Here is a 15,564-nt window from a genome sequence, read left to right on the forward strand (position 1 = left end):
CGCCGGGAAAGGTGGCACGCGCAGCTAGCCGGCGGCGTACCGCACCCGCAGTTCCCGCTTGAGCACCTTCATGCTGGGGCCGAGCGGCAGCGCGTCGGCGAACTCCACGCGGCGCGGGTACTTGTGCCGGCCGAGGTGCTCCTTGGACCACTCGGTGAGGCCGGCGGCGTCCGGGCTCGCGCCGGGCACGGGCACGACGACGGCGCACACCTCCTCGCCGTGCAGGTCGTCCGGGAGTCCGATGACGGCGACCTGCGCGACGCCGGGGTGGCGGACGAGGACCTCCTCGACCTCGCGCGGGTAGACGTTGTAGCCGCCGCGGATGATGACGTCCTTCTTGCGGTCGACGATGCGCAGGAAGCCCTCACCGTCCTTGGTGCCGAGGTCGCCGGTGCGGAACCAGCCGTCGACGAGTGCCTCGGCGGTGGCCTCGGGGCGGCCGAGGTAGCCGGAGAAGACGTTGTGGCCGCGGATGACGACCTCGCCGAGTTCGCCGGGCGGCAGCAGTTCGATGCGGCCCTCCACCTCGGCGCGGGCGATCTCCACGTCGACGCCCCACAGGGGGTGGCCGATGGTGCCGGGCCGGGCGCCGAACACCGGCTGGTTGACGGCCGCCGCCGGCGAGGTCTCCGACAGCCCGTATCCCTCGTAGATCCTGGCGCCGAACGCCGCCTCGAACCGCTCCAGCACGGCGACCGGCAGCGAGGCGCCGCCCGAGACGCACACCCGCAGGGCGGGCAGCGCCTCGGCCTCGGCCGCCGCGGCGGCGAGGGCGACGAACATGGTGGGCACCCCGTGGAAGGTGTCGACCTTCTCCCGCACCATCAGCTCGATCGCGCGCGCCGCGTCGAACCTCGGCAGCAGCACGAGGGTGGCCCCGGCCCGCCAGACGGAGTTCATGGATACGGTCTGCCCGAAGGCGTGGAAGAGCGGCAGCGCGCCGAGCGCGATGTCGTCGGGCCGGATGTCGTTGGCGTCGAAGGCGTTGACGGTGGCGTTCATCACCAGGTTGAAGTGGCTGAGCACGGCGCCCTTGGGGACGCCGGTGGTGCCGCTGGTGTAGAAAACGACGGCGGGGTCGTCGGCCTCGCGGGTGACGTACGAGGTGAGCGGCTCGGCGCCGGCGGCCAGCTCGGTGAACTCCGCGCCGAGGGTGACGACCCGCACCCCGGCCGCGCGGGCCGCCGCCGTGCCCGTCTCCGCCTGCGCCGGGTGGCACAGCAGCAGGGTGGCGCCGCTGTCGCTGAGGACGTGCTCGACCTCCTCGGCCGACAGCAGCAGGTGGACCGGGACGACCACACCGCCGGCCGCGGCGACCGCGTAGTACGCCTGCGGGAACTCGGCGGTGTTGGGCGCCATCAGCGCGACGCGGTCCCCCGGGCGGACACCGAGCCCCGCCAGCGCCCCGGCGCGGGCGAGGGCGCGCTGCCACAGCTCGGCGAAGGTGAGCCGCAGGCCGCCTTCGACCAGGGCCTCCTTGTGCGGGCGGCGCCGGGCGTTCTCGGCGAGGATCGCGGCGACGGAGAGGGTTGCCATGGGATGTTGCTCCGTTTCCTTGCGGCTCTGCAGGGTCGGGAACGGGCCGTACGAGCGGGGTCAGGTCGGGTCCGGTCCACGGCGACCGTTAATTAGCACTGCTAGTTTTGGACTATAGACCGCCCGGCCGCTCCCTGGGAAGATCCCTCCCGGACCCTTCACCGACGCAGCCGGAGGACCGATGCCCCAGGCCCGTGAGCACACCCTGACCGGAACCCGGGGACGGATCGCCGTCCACGAGTGGCCCGCCGCGCACCCCCGGTACGTGGCGCTGCTGGCGCACGGGTACGGCGAGCACCTCGGCCGCTACGAGGAGGTCGCCGGCGTGCTGAGCGCGCACGGCGCGGCCGTGTACGGGCCCGACCACCTCGGGCACGGGAAGTCCGACGGCGAGCGGGTGCTGATCGAGGACTTCGAGGACGTCGTCACCGATGTGCGCGCCGTGGCGGAGCTGGCCCGGACCGCCCACCCGGGTCTGCCGGCCGTGCTCGTCGGACACTCCATGGGCGGCCTGATCGCCGCCCGCTACGCCCAGCGCCACCCCGAGGACCTCACCGCGCTGGTGCTGTCCGGCCCGGTGATCGGCGACTGGGAGCTGCCCCGCCGGCTGCTCGCCCTGGACGAGATCCCCGACACGCCGATCAGCCCGGGCGCGCTCTCCCGGGACCCGGCGGTCGGGGCGGTGTACGCCGCGGACCCGCTGGTGTGGCACGGCCCGATGAAGCGGCCGACGGTGGAGGCGTTCGTACGGACGCTGGCCACCGTCGCCGACGGCGGCACCGCCGGCCGGCTCCCGCTGCTGTGGCTGCACGGCGACGACGACCGCCTGGTACCGCTGTCCGGCAGCCGCCCCGGCGTCGAGCGGCTGTCCGGCGGGGAGCTGACGGAGCGGATCTATCCGGGCGCCCGGCACGAGGTGTTCCTGGAGACGCACCGCGCCGAGGTGTTCGCGGACCTGACCGCCTTCCTGGACGGCGTGCTCGCCCGCTGACCCGTCCGGTTGTTTGCGCAGGTACCGCCGGGGCACACGGGTGTCCATGGAGCGGTCGGGCCGCAGGCCCCGCCGGGGAGGACATCGCACCCCACGTCCCCCTGGGCGGGGCCGCGCCCGGACCCGGCGACCGCCGCCGTCCGGCGCCCGGCACGCTCCCGACCACACCATCGACGCCGCGAGGAGCAGCACCGTATGACTGTCGTGAAGAGCACGATTCCGGAGTCGGCCCGCCAGGTCACCTGGGAGGCGTTGCAGAGCACGCTCGTGGATCTTCTCGGGCTCTCCCTGATCGGGAAGCAGGTGCACTGGAACATCGTGGGACCCCGGTTCCGTTCGATCCACCTCCAGCTCGACGAGGTCGTCTCGACGGCCCGGGAGTTCGCGGACACCGTCGCCGAGCGCTCGGCGGCCCTCGGGATGCCGGCCGACGGCCGTCCGGAGACGATCGCGTCCGCGTTCACGCTGCCGTCCCCGAAGGACGGCTGGGTGCGGGACGAGGACGCCGTCGCGCTGATGACCGAGACGCTGGAGGCGGCCATCGTCCGGCTCCGGGAGCGGATCAAGGCCACCGACGAGCCCGACCCGGTCACCCAGGACCTGCTGATCTCCATCACCGCCGAACTGGAGAAGCAGCGCTGGATGTTCGACGCCGAGAACTGGCCGAAGGAGGACTGACCGGCGCGGCCCGCCGTCATCCCACCTCACCGCACACACGCACGCACGCACCACGAAAAGGGGCACCTCATGGCCGACGCCCTGGAACTCGACGCGCTGTGGGAGGACTTCCACCGCGTGGTGAACATGACCTCCGCCGAGCTGTCCGCCTGGCTGCGGGTCAGCGACGCCGGCGAGACGACCGAGCCGCTGCCGGACCGGGCGGGATCGTCCACCGGGCAGCACGTCCTCGCCATCCTCCAGAAACGCCGTACCGACCTCACCGAGGACGATCTGGGCGTGATGCGGGCGGTGATGGACACGGTCACCGAGCAGACGGACGTGGAGAACGAGCCCGCGGCCGAGGACACCGAGCGCCGGCACCGGCTGATGACCCTGGGCCACGACCCGCTCAAGGGGTAGCCGTGGACCGCGACGCGCGCGTCGTGCGCGAACTCGTCGGCGCGCACGGGCGGACGTACGCCGAGGAGGCGGGCATCCGGCTGAAGGACACCCCGCAGCCGCTCTACCACCTGCTGGTCCTGGCCCATCTGCTCAGCGCCCGGATCCGCGGCTCGGTCGCCGTGGCCACCGCCCGCGCCCTGCGCGAGGCGGGGCTGCGGGACCCCCGCCGGATGGCGGAGGCCACCTGGCAGGAACGGGTGGACGCGCTGGGCCGGGGCGGCTACCGGCGCTACGACGAACGCACCGCCACCCAGCTCGGCGAGGAGGCGGAGCTGCTCAACGACCGCTGGGGCGGGGACCTGCGCCGGCTCCGGAAAGAGGCGGACGGCGACGTGTCCGCGCTGCGCCGGCTGCTCCAGGAGTTCACCGGGGCCGGGCCGACCGGCGCCGACATCTTCCTGCGCGAGGTCCAGCGGGTCTGGCCGGAGGCCGCGCCGTATCTGGACCGCAAGGCGTCGCAGGGCGCGGAACGCCTGGGGCTGCCCACGGCCCCCGGCCGCCTGCTGGCCGCCGCCGGGACGACGGACCCGGCGGTGCTCGCCGCCGCGCTGGTCCGGGCGTCGGTGGACGAGAAGGTGGCGGAGGACGTCCGGCAGCGGGCCGGGTGATGTGCGCCGGGCAAGGTCTCGGCGTGACGTACTCCCCGGCGGCGGGCGCTGAAAGTATGATCAAGCGATGTCTGACATGACCGAAACCACGCCGGGCTGGCTGACGACCGACGAGCTCGAATCGGCGCGCGCCCGCATGCCCATCCTGTACGTCGAGGCCGTGCCCGTGCGGGTCGACGACAGCGGCGAAGTCACCAGCGTCGGCCTGCTGCTGCGCATCGGGCCCGACGGAACGGTCAGCCGGACCCTGGTCTCGGGCCGGGTACTGCACCACGAGCGGGTCCGCGACGCCCTGCTGCGCCACCTGGAGAAGGACCTCGGCCCGGTGGCGCTGCCCCGGGTCCCGGCCTCGCTCCAGCCGTTCACGGTGGCCGAGTACTTCCCGACCCAGGGCGTCACCCCGTACCACGACCCGCGGCAGCACGCGGTGTCCCTCGCCTACGTCGTGCCGGTGACCGGCGACTGCCGGCCCCGGCAGGACGCGCTCGACCTGGTCTGGTTCAGCCCCCAGGAGGCGCTGTCACCGGCGGTGCAGAGCGAGATGCCCGGCGGTCACGGCGTCCTGCTGAAGCAGGCGCTGGCGCATGTGGGCTGCGTGGCCTGACGCTCAGTGGGCGGCCCGGCGACCGCCCTCCGGTTCGCCGTGCCCCTGCCAGGGGCGGGCGAGTCCCACGAGGGCGAGGGCCGCCGCGGCGGCGCTGATCAGCATGATCGTCGCCATCGGCCGCGAGCTGTCCTCCCCGAAGAGCCCGACCAGCGGCGAGGCGACGGCGCCGAAGAGGAACTGGAACCCGCCGAGCAGCGCGGAGGCAGCTCCCGGGGCGTGCCGGGCCAGCGCCTGGCCGACGCTCATGGTGCCGGGGAAGACCATGCCCATGCCGAAGCAGGTCACGAACAGCGTCGCCCAGGTACCGGCGAGGGTCTCCCCCGCGGTGACGACCAGCAGCAGCTGCGCCAGCGCACCGAGCACCACGACGCCGACGCCCGCGGAGATCAGGGTGTTCAGCCGCAGCCGTCCGGCCAGCCGGGAGAAGACGAAGCCCGCGAGCAGGAGACCGATGGCGTTGGTGGCGAAGACGAGGGAGTACAGCGTCGAGGAGACGCCGTGTATCTCCTCGAAGACGAAGCTCGAACCGCTGATGTAGGAGAACAGCGCGGCCGAGACGCAGGCGAGGACGAGCACGTACCCCATGAAGGGCCGGTCGCCGAGGAGGGCTCCCATGGCGCGGAAGGTGCTGGAGACGCCGCCGCCGTGCCGCCGCTCGGGCGGCAGGGTCTCGGGGACGGTCCGCACCACCGCGAGCAGCAGCAGGACGCCCATGACGGTGAGGACGGCGAAGACCGCGCGCCAGGTGGAGACCGACAGGACGGCTCCGCCGAGCACCGGCGCGGCGACCGGGGCGACGCCCATGATCTGGGAGAGGACCGCGAAGTAGCGGGGCAGGTCGGCGCCCTGGAAGCGGTCGGTGAGGACGGCCCGGGCCAGCACCATGCCCGCCGCCGCGGCCACGCCCTGGAGGAAGCGGGCGACGGTCAGCAGGGTGACGTCGGGGGCGACGGCGCAGAGCACGGAGAAGACGACGAAGCCGGCGGTGCCCGCGACGAGCAGCCGGCGGCGGCCGACGCTGTCGCTGACCGGTCCGATCAGCAACTGCCCGACGACCAGGCCGGCGAGGAACGCCGTCATGGTCAGCTGTACGGCCGAGCTGCTCGTGCCGAGCGCCTCCCCCATGGCGGGGAAGCCCGGCACGTACATGTCGGTGGCGAGCGGGGCCACGGCGGTCAGCGCGGCCAGGACGGTGACCAGCAGGACGGGGCGCACGACGGGGGCGGCATCCGGAACGGCGGACGCGGTGGTTCGTGAGGGGGACGGCGATACCATGGACATAACGGTAACCAATAGTTCACCGGTTAACATAATGCGTCCTGCCCAGTGAGAGGCGGTCCCATGTTCCCCTCCCCCGCTGAGACCCGGGCCCAGTGGGCGGCCCGGCTCCCGGGAGTCGACACCTCGCCGATGGAGGTCGTGGCCGCGCTCAAGCACGCGGTCGGGCTGCTCGACCAGACCCTCGACCCGCTCTACGAGGGCGCCGGTCTCACCCCGGCCGAGATCGGCACCCTGGTGCCGCTGCGGCACGCCACCCGGCCGGTCATCGCCCGCCGGCTCGCCGAACGCCTGGGCCTGTCGCCGGCGGGGGTCAGCAAGACGCTGGCCAAACTGGAGAAGCGCGGACTGATCGCGCGTACGCCGAACCCGGCCGACCGGCGTTCGGTGCTGGTGACCATCACCGAGGAGGGCGCCCGGACGGTGGACGACCTCTTTCCCCGGCAACTGGCCGCCGAGGGGGAGCTGCTGGCGGGGCTCGGGGCGGACCGGGAGTGGGTCCTGGGGGCGCTGCGGCGGCTGGTGGAGGTCATGGAGGGCAACCGCCGCCGGTCGTGAGTCAGTCGCCGTCCTCGTGACTGAGCTGGGGGTCCAGGTCGTCGCGGAGCAGGCCCCGGCTGCCGGTCTGCCCGGTGCGGTAGGCGGAGCGGGCCACCAGGTGCGAGGCGACCGGGCCGGTCAGGAACTGGAAGAACGCGATCAGCGCCAGGGTGCCCAGGTCGATGCCGTTGCGCAGCCGCAGCGCCACACCGGCCAGGACCAGCAGCAGGCCGAGGGTCTGCGGCTTGGTCGCGGCGTGGCTGCGGGAGAGCACGTCGGGGAAGCGGAGCATGCCGATCACGCCGAGCAGGCTCTGGAAGCAGCCGAGCAGCAGCAGGAACGCGCCGACGAGGTCGGCGGCCTCGGCCCAGGGATGCACGGCGTTCGCGGCGTGTACGGCGTTCACCGGTGGTCCTCCGTGCCGTCCGGCCGGACGGTGGGCCGGTCGCGTACGGCGATGAACCGGGCGATGCCCACCGAGCCGGTGAAGCCGAGGAAGGCCAGGACCAGCATGACGGGGAAGTAGAACGCGTCGCCGTCGTGGGCGGCCTTGGCGCCGATGCCGGCGATGATCAGCGCGGCGGCGACGTCCAGGGCGACCGCCCGGTCCAGCATCGAGGGTCCCCGCCAGATGCGGAACAGCAGCAGGGCGCCCGCGACCAGGATCATCACGACCGAGGCGATGAGCATGCCCTCCTCGACGGCGTGCAGGGTGTTCACGGCGACTGGCCCCCTTCCGGTGCTGGTACGGGTTGGGTGACGAGGGCGATGTCCCCGGCGGTGCCGAAGGCGCGGGCGACGAGTTCCTCCACGCGCCACACCTGCCGCCTGGCGCTCTCGATCGCGCCGGGGTCGTCGGCGTCCAGGACGTGGACGAACAGGGTGGCGGTCGCGCGCCGCACCTCGATGATCGAGCCGCCGGGGACGTTGGAGACGGCGACGGCGGTGGCGGTGAGCATCAGGTCGCTGCGGCCGCGCAGCGGTACGGCGACGACCGCCGCGTGGTACGGGTCCTCGCCGAAGATCTGGCGGGTGACCCGGAGGCTGGAGGAGAACATGTCGTGGAGCAGGAAGGCGCCGAGCCGGAGGATGCCCAGCGGGCGCAGGCGCAGCCCGAGGTCGACGGCGGGCAGCGGGAAGGCGAGGCAGACGGCGACCGCGACGAGGACGCCGTTGACGAGGTTGGCCCAGGACAGGGTGCCCCACAGCAGCGTCCAGATGACGGTGAGCCAGGCGATGAGCGGCAGGTCGAGCACGCGCCGGCCGGTGCCGACGCGCAGGGACCAGCTGTACGGGGAGCGGTGGCGGAAGAGGTCGCTCATCGGCCGAGCACCGCCTCGATGTAGGGGGTGCGGGCGAGGAGTTCGGCGGCGGCGTGGTCGGTGAAGGTGGTCAGGGGGCCGCCGAGCACGGTGTAGAGCAGACCGAGGGTGACGGCGGCGCAGGTGGCGGCGACCATGGGCCACGGCAGGTGCTTGGTGGTGGTGATGGACTGCCCCAGGAAGCTCGCGGGCACCACGGCCCCGGCGGGGACGTGCCGCCGGGCCCCGGAGCCGGTTCCGGCCCCGGCCACCGCCCTGGCCCTGGCCCTTCCCCGTCTCCGCCTGGACCTCTCCGCCTCGTCGTCGTCCGTGTCCTCGTCGTCCTCCGCAGACTCCAGGACGACGCCCTCCTCCGCGAAGCCGGGCGGGGCGTCCCGCCAGAAGGCCAGGTTCCACACCTTGGCCATCACGTAGAGGGTGAGCAGGCTGGTGGCGGCGGACCCGGCGACCAGCAGCCAGGCCCAGCCGCCGCCGTCCGCGACACCGGCCCGCATCAGGCCGACCTTGCCGATGAACCCGGACAGCGGCGGGATGCCCGCGAGGTTCATGGCCGGCACGAAGAACAGCACGGCCAGCAGCGGTGCCGACTTGGCGAGGCCGCCGAGGCGGGTGAGTTCGGTGCTGCCGGCCCGCCGCTCGACGAGCCCGGCGACGAGGAACAGGGTGGTCTGCACGGTGATGTGGTGGGCGACGTAGACGATCGCGCCGCTGAGCGAATCGCGCCCGGCGAGGCCGATGCCGAAGACCATGTAGCCGATGTGGCTGATGAGGGTGAAGGACAGGACGCGTTTGAGGTCGGTCTGGGCTACCGCGCCGAGGACGCCGATGGCCATCGAGGCGAGCGCGGCCAGCATCAGCAGGTCGCCGAGGCGGTGCCCGGGGAAGAGCAGGGTCTGGGTGCGCAGCATCGAGTAGACGCCGACCTTGGTGAGCAGGCCGGCGAAGACGGCGGTGACCGGGGCGGGCGCGGTCGGGTAGGAGTCGGGCAGCCAGGCGGCGAGCGGGAAGACGGCCGCCTTGATGGCGAAGACGGTCAGCAGCATGGCCTCCAGCAAGGTGCGGACCCCGATCGGGACCTCTTGGAGGCGTCCGGCGAGCTGCGCGAAGTTGACGGTGCCGGCGACCGCGTAGGTCATGGCGATGCCGACGAGGAACAGCAGTGAGGAGAAGAGAGAGATGATCACGTACGTGGAGCCGGCCCGGACGCGGGTGGCGGTGCCGCCGATGGTGAGCAGCACGAAGCTGGCCACGAGCATGATCTCGAAGCCGACGTAGAGGTTGACGAGGTCGCCCGCGAGGAAGGTGCAGGAGACGCCTGCGACCAGGATCAGGTAGGCGGGATGGAAGACGCCGAACGGGGTCTGGTCGTCGCGGTCGGCCATTCCCTGGCCCAGCGAGTACAGGTGGACGAGCAGGGTGACGGCGCTGGAGACGGTGAGCATCAGGCCGGCCAGCCGGTCGGCTACGAGGGTGATGCCGATCGGCGGGGGGAAGTCGCCGAGGTCGACGTGGAGCGGGCCCTGCCGGTCGGCGGCGATCATCAGGGCCACGGAGAGCACGAAGACCACGCCGAGCACGGCGAGGCTGACCAGGCGCTGGAAGCGCTGGAGCCGCGGTCCGATGGCCAGCTTCAGGCCGGTGACGAACAGGGGCAGCAGCACGGGGAGGGGGACTAGGGCGTTCACGGCGATCCTTCCTCGCCCGCGCCCTGGGGGTCGTCGGGCTGGTCGGGACCCTTCGCCGGGTCCCCGGACTCCTCGGACTCCTCGTCGGGCTCGTGGCCGGTCTCACCGGGGTCGTTGGAGGGCCCGGCGTCCCGGGCGGGGGCGGGGCCGGGGCGGCCGGCCGCGTCGGTGGAGCCCTGTTCCGCGCCCGCGCGGTAGTCCTCCGGGTCGGCGCCGAGGATGTCGTTCCACAGGTTCCCGGAGACGTCGTTGGCACGGGCCTGGTAGGCGCGCTCCTCCCGCATCCGCTCCCGCAGCCGCCTGCGCGCGGCCCGGTAGCGTTCGCGCTGCTCACGGGTGGTGCCGCGCTCGGCACGGGCCCGGCGGTAGCTCGCCCGCAGTTCGCCGCGCCGGTCCAGGAACTCGGCGCGCAGCGCGACCAGCCGGTCCTCGGTGTCGTCGCTGATCTCGTCGGAGCCGGTGACCTGGTGGCTGCGGTAGGCCATGGAGAGCAGGAACGCGGTGGTGGCGAGGGTGATGACGATGGCGGTGAGGGCGATGGCCTGGGGCAGCGGGTCGGTGACGCGGTTGCGGATGACGTTCGGGTAGAGCAGCGGGGCCTCGCCGGCGCTGCCGGTCGAGGCGAGCACCAGCAGGTTGACGCCGTTGCCGAGGACGACGGCGCCGAGCAGGATGCGGGTCAGCGACCGGGTCAGCAGCAGGACGCCGCCGACGGCGCTGAGGACCGCGGCGGTCACCAGCAGGGAGAGGCTGACGGTCATGCCGGGTCCGCCCCTCGCCGTGCGGCGCGCTGGGCGGCGGCCCGTTCGATGTGCCGGTCGATGCGGGCGCCGAGGGCGCGCACGATGTCCAGGACGACGCCGAGGACCAGCAGGTAGACGCCGCAGTCGAAGAGGACGGCGGTGGACAGGTGGGCGTCGCCCCACACCGGCAGCCGGCCGTGCCAGGTCCAGCCGTGCAGCACGGTGCCCTCGGCGAGGCCGCCGAGCGCCACGCCCGTGGACAGGAACAGGCCGAGGCCGGTGAACAGGCCCGGCGCGAAGGGCGCGGCGTCGGCGAGTTCGTGCCGTCCGCCCGCGAGGTAGCGGGTGATGAAGGCGACCCCGGCGACCAGACCGGCGACGAAGCCGCCGCCCGGCAGGTTCTCCGCGCACATCAGCAGGTAGACGGAGAGGACGAGGATGGGGTGGTAGATGAGGCGGGCGACCACTTCGAGGACGATGGAGCGGCGCTCGGGGGCGAGGGTGTCGCCGGCCGCGAGCCAGGTCCGCTCCGGCGCGCTCTCGTCGCCGCTGGGCAGGCCCACGAGGGCGCCCGAGGCCACGCTGCCGTCGGTGCGCAGGGCGGCCTCCGGGTGGTCGCCGGGCAGTGGCAGGACGGGCTGGTCGGCGCCGTCGGTGCGGCGGTGCAGGTAGATCAGGCTGGTCACGCCGACGGCGGCGACGGCCAGCACGGCGGACTCGCCCATGGTGTCCCAGGCCCGCAGGTCCACCAGGATGGTGGCGACGACGTCCTTGAGGCCGTGGTGGGCGACCTCCTCGACCATGGCCTGCCCGGCGGAGTCGCCGCCCCGGCGGTGCCCGGCCATGATCCAGACGACGAAGGCGACGGCGGCGCCGCCCGCCAGCGCCACCGGCATCCGCAGCAGGCGCCGCAGCGGGACGAAGTTCTCCTCGAACAGCACGGGCATCCGGCGCAGCACCAGCACGAAGACGATCATGGAGACGGTCTCGACGCAGAACTGGGTGAGGGCGAGGTCGGGGGCGCCCTGGAGGACGAAGAGCAGCGCGGTGCCGTAACCGGTCAGCCCGGCGAGCACGACCGCCTTCATCCTGCGCCGCACGCCCAGGCAGAGCAGGGCTACGGCGCAGGTCATGAGCCCGGCCGCGGCCTGCGCCGGGGTGTCCCACGGGCGCGGGGCGGGGGTCGCGTCCCAGGGCGCGTCGACGACGAGGACGGCGATCTGCCCGGCCAGCACCACGCTCATGGTCGTCACCAGGTACACCGACAGCGAGCCGCGCTGGACGAAGCCGGTGCACTGCAGGGCGGTCCGTTCCAGGGCGAGCAGCAGCCTGCCGAAGTTCCGGTCGGCGGAGCGCCAGGCGAGTTTCTCCCCGACGCGCACGACGGGAGCGGCGGCGAGGAACAGCAGGACCCCGCCGGCCCAGGCGGCGCAGGAGAGCAGGAAGGCGAGCCCCGCGCCGTGCCAGAGCGCGAGGTGGTACGGGTGCGCGGGCGCGGGGAACTGCCCGGCGTACGCACCGGACAGCCCTTGCAGCCACCCCGCTTCGGCGCCGAGGAGCAGTCCGGCGAGGGCGAGCACGGCGGGCGGCGCGAGGAAGGCCGGTGCGACGGCGTGGGCGCCGGTGTCGGGGAGGCCGGGCTTGCGGGCGAAGGCGCCCCACAGGTAGCGCAGGGTGTAGGCGGTGGTCAGCGCCGAGCCGGCGACCATCGCGGCGAGCGCCCACCGGTCGGCGGTGTCCCCGTCCAGCAGGGTCTGGAAGGCGGCCTCCTTCGCGGCGAAGCCGAGCAGCGGCGGTACGGCGGCCATGGACAGTCCGGCGAGGACGGCGACCGCGCACACCCCGGGCAGCCGCCGCCCGAGCCCGGACAGGCGCCGCAGGTCACGGGTGCCGGTGGCGTGGTCGACGATGCCGGTGACCAGGAACAGCGGCGCCTTGAACAGGGCGTGGCCGAGGATCATGGCGGTGGCGGCGAGGCCGGTGTCGTGGCGGCCCGCGCCGGTGAGGACGGTGAGGAAGCCGAGCTGGCTGACGGTGCCGTGGGCGAGGACCAGTTTGAGGTCGTGCAGGCGCAGCGCCCGCCAGCCGCCGAGCAGCATCGTGGCGCTGCCGAGGACCAGCAGCAGCGGGCGCCAGGGCGTGACCTCGGCGAAGGCGGGGGCGAGCCGGGCGACGAGGTAGACGCCGGCCTTGACCATCGCGGCGGCGTGCAGATAGGCGCTGACCGGGGTGGGCGCGGCCATCGCGTTGGGCAGCCACAGGCTGAACGGCCAGACCGCCGACTTGGCGAGGGCGCCGACGAGGATCAGCACGACGGCCGTGGACAGCGCGCCGGAGGCGGGCGGCGGGTCGGCGAGGATCACGGAGATCCGGAAGGTGCCCGCCTGCTGACCCAGCAGCAGGAACCCGACCAGCATGGTCAGTCCGCCGAGCGTGGTGACCGTGAGGGCCTGCAGGGCGCTGCGCCGGTTGCGCTTGTGGTCGCTGGTCTGGCCGATCAGCAGGTACGAGAAGACGGTCGTCAGTTCCCAGAAGACGTAGAGCAGGATCAGGTCGTCGGCGAGGACCAGTCCGAGCATCGCCCCGGCGAAGGCGAGCAGGCTGCCCGCGAAGCGGCCGAGCTGGGGCGCGCGGTCCTCGAAGTAGGAGGCGCAGTAGACGAGGACCAGGGTGCCGACGCCGGCGGCGAGCAGCACCATGAGTTCGGCGAGGGCGTCCAGGCGCAGTGCCCAGTCCACGCGGTAGTCGGGCAGCCAGGTCGCTGCGGTGGTGTCGGCGCCGCCCGCGGTCACCGTGCTCCACCGGAGGGCCGCCCAGACGGTGGCGGCGGCGGGCGGCAGGGCCAGGACCAGGAAGGCACGGGCCCCGCACCACCGCACGAGCGGCGCGGCGCACAGGGCGAGCGCGAAGTGGCACAGGACCAGCGCGGTCATACGGGCCCGCCCGCGGGGACGGGAACGGCGACGGCGCGAGGACAGGACACCTGACAGTGATATATCGGATATGTCGCCCGGCTGCCCAGGCGCGCCGCAGCCGCCCCGACGGTGACCCTCGGTCCTCCCGCACGACGGCGACGCTCAGTCCTCCCGCACGACGGCGACCTCACCTCCCGGCAGGGCGAGGTGGCCGGCCAGCTCCCGGTCCCGGATCAGGTCCCGGCCGCGTACCGGTATCTCGACGTCCTGTCCGGTGTGGTTGATGAGGAAGAGGAAGCGGGTGCCGTCCGGCCGGTGGCGGCGTACCGCCTCGACGCCGGCGGGCAGCCCCGGCAGCTCGGGAGCCACGCCCGCCTCGTCCAGCAGGGAGCGGACCAGCCGGCGCACGCCGTCCTCGTCAGGCCGGGCTGCGACGTACCACGCGGCGCCCCGTCCCACCGCCCTGCGGGTCACCGCAGGGCGGCCGGTGAGCGGTCCGTCCGCCCAGGTGCGCACGGCGGTGGCGCCCGTCAGGTGGGTCTTCTCGCTCCACAGGTCGGCGGTGGAGCCGTCGTCGAGGGTGTGGGTCTCGCCCTCCTGGAGCGGCCAGAACTCCTCGGTGCGCACGCCCAGCAGCTCCCGGAACGCGCCCGGGTAGCCGCCCGGCCGTACGTGGTCGTGCTCGTCGACGATGCCGCTGAGGAAGGTGAGCAGCACCGAGGCGCCGGCGGTGGCCGCGTCGGCGATCCGGGCGGCCGTGCGGTCCGTGACGCTGTAGAGGGTCGGCGCGATCACGGCGCGGTAGCCGTCGAGTGCGGTGTCGGCGGAGACGACGTCGGCCGTCACGCCCAGCTCCCACAGCGCCCGGTACCAGCGCAGCAGCTCGCTCTGGTAGTCGAGGGCCTCGGTGGGCCGGCCGTCCTGTTCGGCGGCCCACCAGGACGGATAGTCGAAGACCAGGGCGACGTCGGCGCGCACCCGGCTGCCGCGCACCTCGGCCAGGGCCTTCAGGCGCCGGCCGAGTTCGACGGTGTCGCGGAACACGTCGGTGTCCCGGCCGGCGTGCGGGACCATCGCCGAGTGGTACTTCTCCGCGCCGGCCAGGGACTGCCGCCACTGGAAGAACATCACCGCGTCGGCGCCGCGCGCCACATGGGCGAGGGAGTTGCGGAACATCTCGCCGGGGCCCTTCGGCCGGTTGCGGGGCTGCCAGTTGACCGCGGACGTGGAGTGTTCCATGAGGATCCAGGGGGCGCCGCCCGCGACGCCGCGGCTGAGGTCGGCGGAGAGGGCGAGTTCGATGTGCGCCTCGGGGTCCGCGGCGACCAGGTAGTGGTCGTTGGCCACCACGTCCATCTCGGCCGACCAGGAGAAGTAGTCCACCCACTTGTTGCGGGTGTTCATCATGAAGTTGGTGGTCGTGGGCACGTGCGGGGTGACCTGGCGCAGTACGTCGCGCAGTGCCCGGTAGTGGGCCAGGTGCTCGTCGGAGGAGAAGCGCGCGAAGTCGAGCCGCTGGGTGGGGTTGACGAAGGTCGGCGCGGCCAGCGGCGGCAGGACCTCGTCGAACGTGTCGTAACGCTGGGACCAGAAGGCTGTTCCCCAGGCCGCGTTGAGGGCGTCGACGGTGCCGTAACGCTTCTCCAGCCAGGCGCGGAACGCGGTGGCCGAGGCGTCGGAGTAGTCGTGCGGGACGTGGCAGCCCAGTTCGTTGTCCACGTGCCACAGCGCGAGGGCGGGGTGGTCGCCGTAGCGCTCGGCCATGGTGCGGGTCATGCGGAGCGCGTACGCGCGGAAGACGGGCGAGGCGATGGCGTACGACTGGCGGGCGCCCTGGTGCAGCACGGTGCCCTCGGCGGTGCGGGGCAGGATCTCCGGGTGCGCGCGGGTCAGCCAGGGCGGGGGTGAGGCCGTGGCGGTGGCGAGGGCGACGCGGATACCGGCCGCGTGCAGCCGGTCCAGGACCTGGTCGAGCCAGGCGAAGTCGTGGACGCCCTCGCGCGGTTCGAGCAGGGCCCAGGAGAAGATGCCGACGCTGAGCAGGCCGACGCCGGCCTCACGCATCAGCTCGATGTCCTCCAGCTGGATGTCCAGGGGCCATTGCTCGGGGTTGTAGTCACCGCCGTAGGCGATGCCGGGGACGTCGAGGGGCCAGGGCTGTCGGGTCGTCATCTGCCCGATCCTCGCAGCAAGATCGGCCCGGGGCGAGGGTGCGTG

The 15,564-nt window shown here is 73.4% G+C and carries 15 protein-coding genes; 6 read left to right on the plus strand and 9 right to left on the minus strand.

What is annotated here, in order from left to right:
• Positions 1-24: 24 nt before the first annotated feature.
• Positions 25-1,536 (minus strand): long-chain fatty acid--CoA ligase, encoded by a 1,512-nt coding sequence (locus tag J7I94_RS28020; protein ID WP_215171327.1) that lies wholly within the window; start codon positions 1,534-1,536, stop codon positions 25-27.
• Positions 1,537-1,717: 181 nt separating this feature from the next.
• On the opposite strand from J7I94_RS28020, the gene J7I94_RS28025 reads away from it, so the two are divergent.
• The 5 genes from J7I94_RS28025 to J7I94_RS28045 all read left to right on the plus strand — a co-directional run bounded on the left by J7I94_RS28025 (position 1,718) and on the right by J7I94_RS28045 (position 4,861).
• The gene (locus tag J7I94_RS28025) at positions 1,718-2,527 is read left to right on the plus strand and encodes an alpha/beta hydrolase (RefSeq protein WP_215171329.1); all 810 of its coding nucleotides are present in this window, start codon (positions 1,718-1,720) and stop codon (positions 2,525-2,527) included.
• 195 nt (positions 2,528-2,722) lie between these two features.
• On the plus strand, positions 2,723-3,205 hold the full coding sequence (locus tag J7I94_RS28030; protein WP_215171331.1) for a Dps family protein: 483 nt from the start codon (positions 2,723-2,725) through the stop codon (positions 3,203-3,205).
• A 69-nt stretch (positions 3,206-3,274) separates the two neighbouring features.
• Positions 3,275-3,607, plus strand: a complete 333-nt coding sequence (locus tag J7I94_RS28035; protein ID WP_215171333.1) for a DUF3140 domain-containing protein — start codon at positions 3,275-3,277, stop codon at positions 3,605-3,607.
• Between the two features lie 2 nt (positions 3,608-3,609).
• Positions 3,610-4,257, plus strand: a complete 648-nt coding sequence (locus tag J7I94_RS28040; protein ID WP_215171335.1) for an endonuclease — start codon at positions 3,610-3,612, stop codon at positions 4,255-4,257.
• Positions 4,258-4,333: 76 nt separating this feature from the next.
• On the plus strand, positions 4,334-4,861 hold the full coding sequence (locus J7I94_RS28045; RefSeq protein WP_215171454.1) for an NUDIX hydrolase family protein: 528 nt from the start codon (positions 4,334-4,336) through the stop codon (positions 4,859-4,861).
• A 3-nt stretch (positions 4,862-4,864) separates the two neighbouring features.
• Here J7I94_RS28045 and J7I94_RS28050 read toward each other — a convergent pair whose 3' ends face one another.
• Positions 4,865-6,139 carry a multidrug effflux MFS transporter gene (locus J7I94_RS28050; RefSeq protein WP_215171337.1) on the minus strand — a complete coding sequence of 425 codons (1,275 nt, stop codon included), beginning with the start codon at positions 6,137-6,139 and terminating at the stop codon, positions 4,865-4,867.
• A gap of 66 nt (positions 6,140-6,205) precedes the next feature.
• Between J7I94_RS28050 and J7I94_RS28055 the strand changes: the two genes are divergently transcribed.
• The gene (locus J7I94_RS28055) at positions 6,206-6,700 is read left to right on the plus strand and encodes a MarR family winged helix-turn-helix transcriptional regulator (RefSeq protein WP_215171339.1); all 495 of its coding nucleotides are present in this window, start codon (positions 6,206-6,208) and stop codon (positions 6,698-6,700) included.
• A 1-nt stretch (position 6,701) separates the two neighbouring features.
• On the opposite strand, the gene mnhG is transcribed toward J7I94_RS28055, so the two are convergent.
• The 7 genes from mnhG to J7I94_RS28090 form a co-directional block, all read right to left on the minus strand.
• Positions 6,702-7,061 (minus strand): monovalent cation/H(+) antiporter subunit G, encoded by a 360-nt coding sequence (gene mnhG, locus J7I94_RS28060; RefSeq protein WP_215171456.1) that lies wholly within the window; start codon positions 7,059-7,061, stop codon positions 6,702-6,704.
• Between the two features lie 23 nt (positions 7,062-7,084).
• Entirely contained in the window at positions 7,085-7,372 is a 288-nt protein-coding gene (locus tag J7I94_RS28065; protein WP_251075869.1) for a monovalent cation/H+ antiporter complex subunit F, read from the minus strand.
• Between the two features lie 26 nt (positions 7,373-7,398).
• Positions 7,399-8,004: a Na+/H+ antiporter subunit E gene (locus J7I94_RS28070; protein WP_215171343.1), complete on the minus strand. Its 606-nt coding sequence runs from the start codon at positions 8,002-8,004 to the stop codon at positions 7,399-7,401.
• Positions 8,001-9,689 (minus strand): Na+/H+ antiporter subunit D, encoded by a 1,689-nt coding sequence (locus J7I94_RS28075; protein WP_215171344.1) that lies wholly within the window; start codon positions 9,687-9,689, stop codon positions 8,001-8,003. Before J7I94_RS28075 ends, J7I94_RS28070 begins: the two co-directional genes overlap by 4 nt.
• On the minus strand, positions 9,686-10,450 hold the full coding sequence (locus J7I94_RS28080; protein ID WP_215171346.1) for a Na(+)/H(+) antiporter subunit C: 765 nt from the start codon (positions 10,448-10,450) through the stop codon (positions 9,686-9,688). The genes J7I94_RS28075 and J7I94_RS28080 overlap by 4 nt, the downstream gene beginning before the upstream one ends.
• Positions 10,447-13,365: a Na+/H+ antiporter subunit A gene (locus tag J7I94_RS28085; RefSeq protein WP_215171348.1), complete on the minus strand. Its 2,919-nt coding sequence runs from the start codon at positions 13,363-13,365 to the stop codon at positions 10,447-10,449. Before J7I94_RS28085 ends, J7I94_RS28080 begins: the two co-directional genes overlap by 4 nt.
• A 144-nt stretch (positions 13,366-13,509) precedes the next feature.
• Positions 13,510-15,519 carry a beta-galactosidase gene (locus tag J7I94_RS28090; RefSeq protein WP_215171350.1) on the minus strand — a complete coding sequence of 670 codons (2,010 nt, stop codon included), beginning with the start codon at positions 15,517-15,519 and terminating at the stop codon, positions 13,510-13,512.
• Positions 15,520-15,564 lie beyond the last annotated feature (45 nt).

The organism is Streptomyces sp. ISL-12 (assembly GCF_018614415.1).
In the GTDB taxonomy this organism is placed as follows: domain Bacteria; phylum Actinomycetota; class Actinomycetes; order Streptomycetales; family Streptomycetaceae; genus Streptomyces.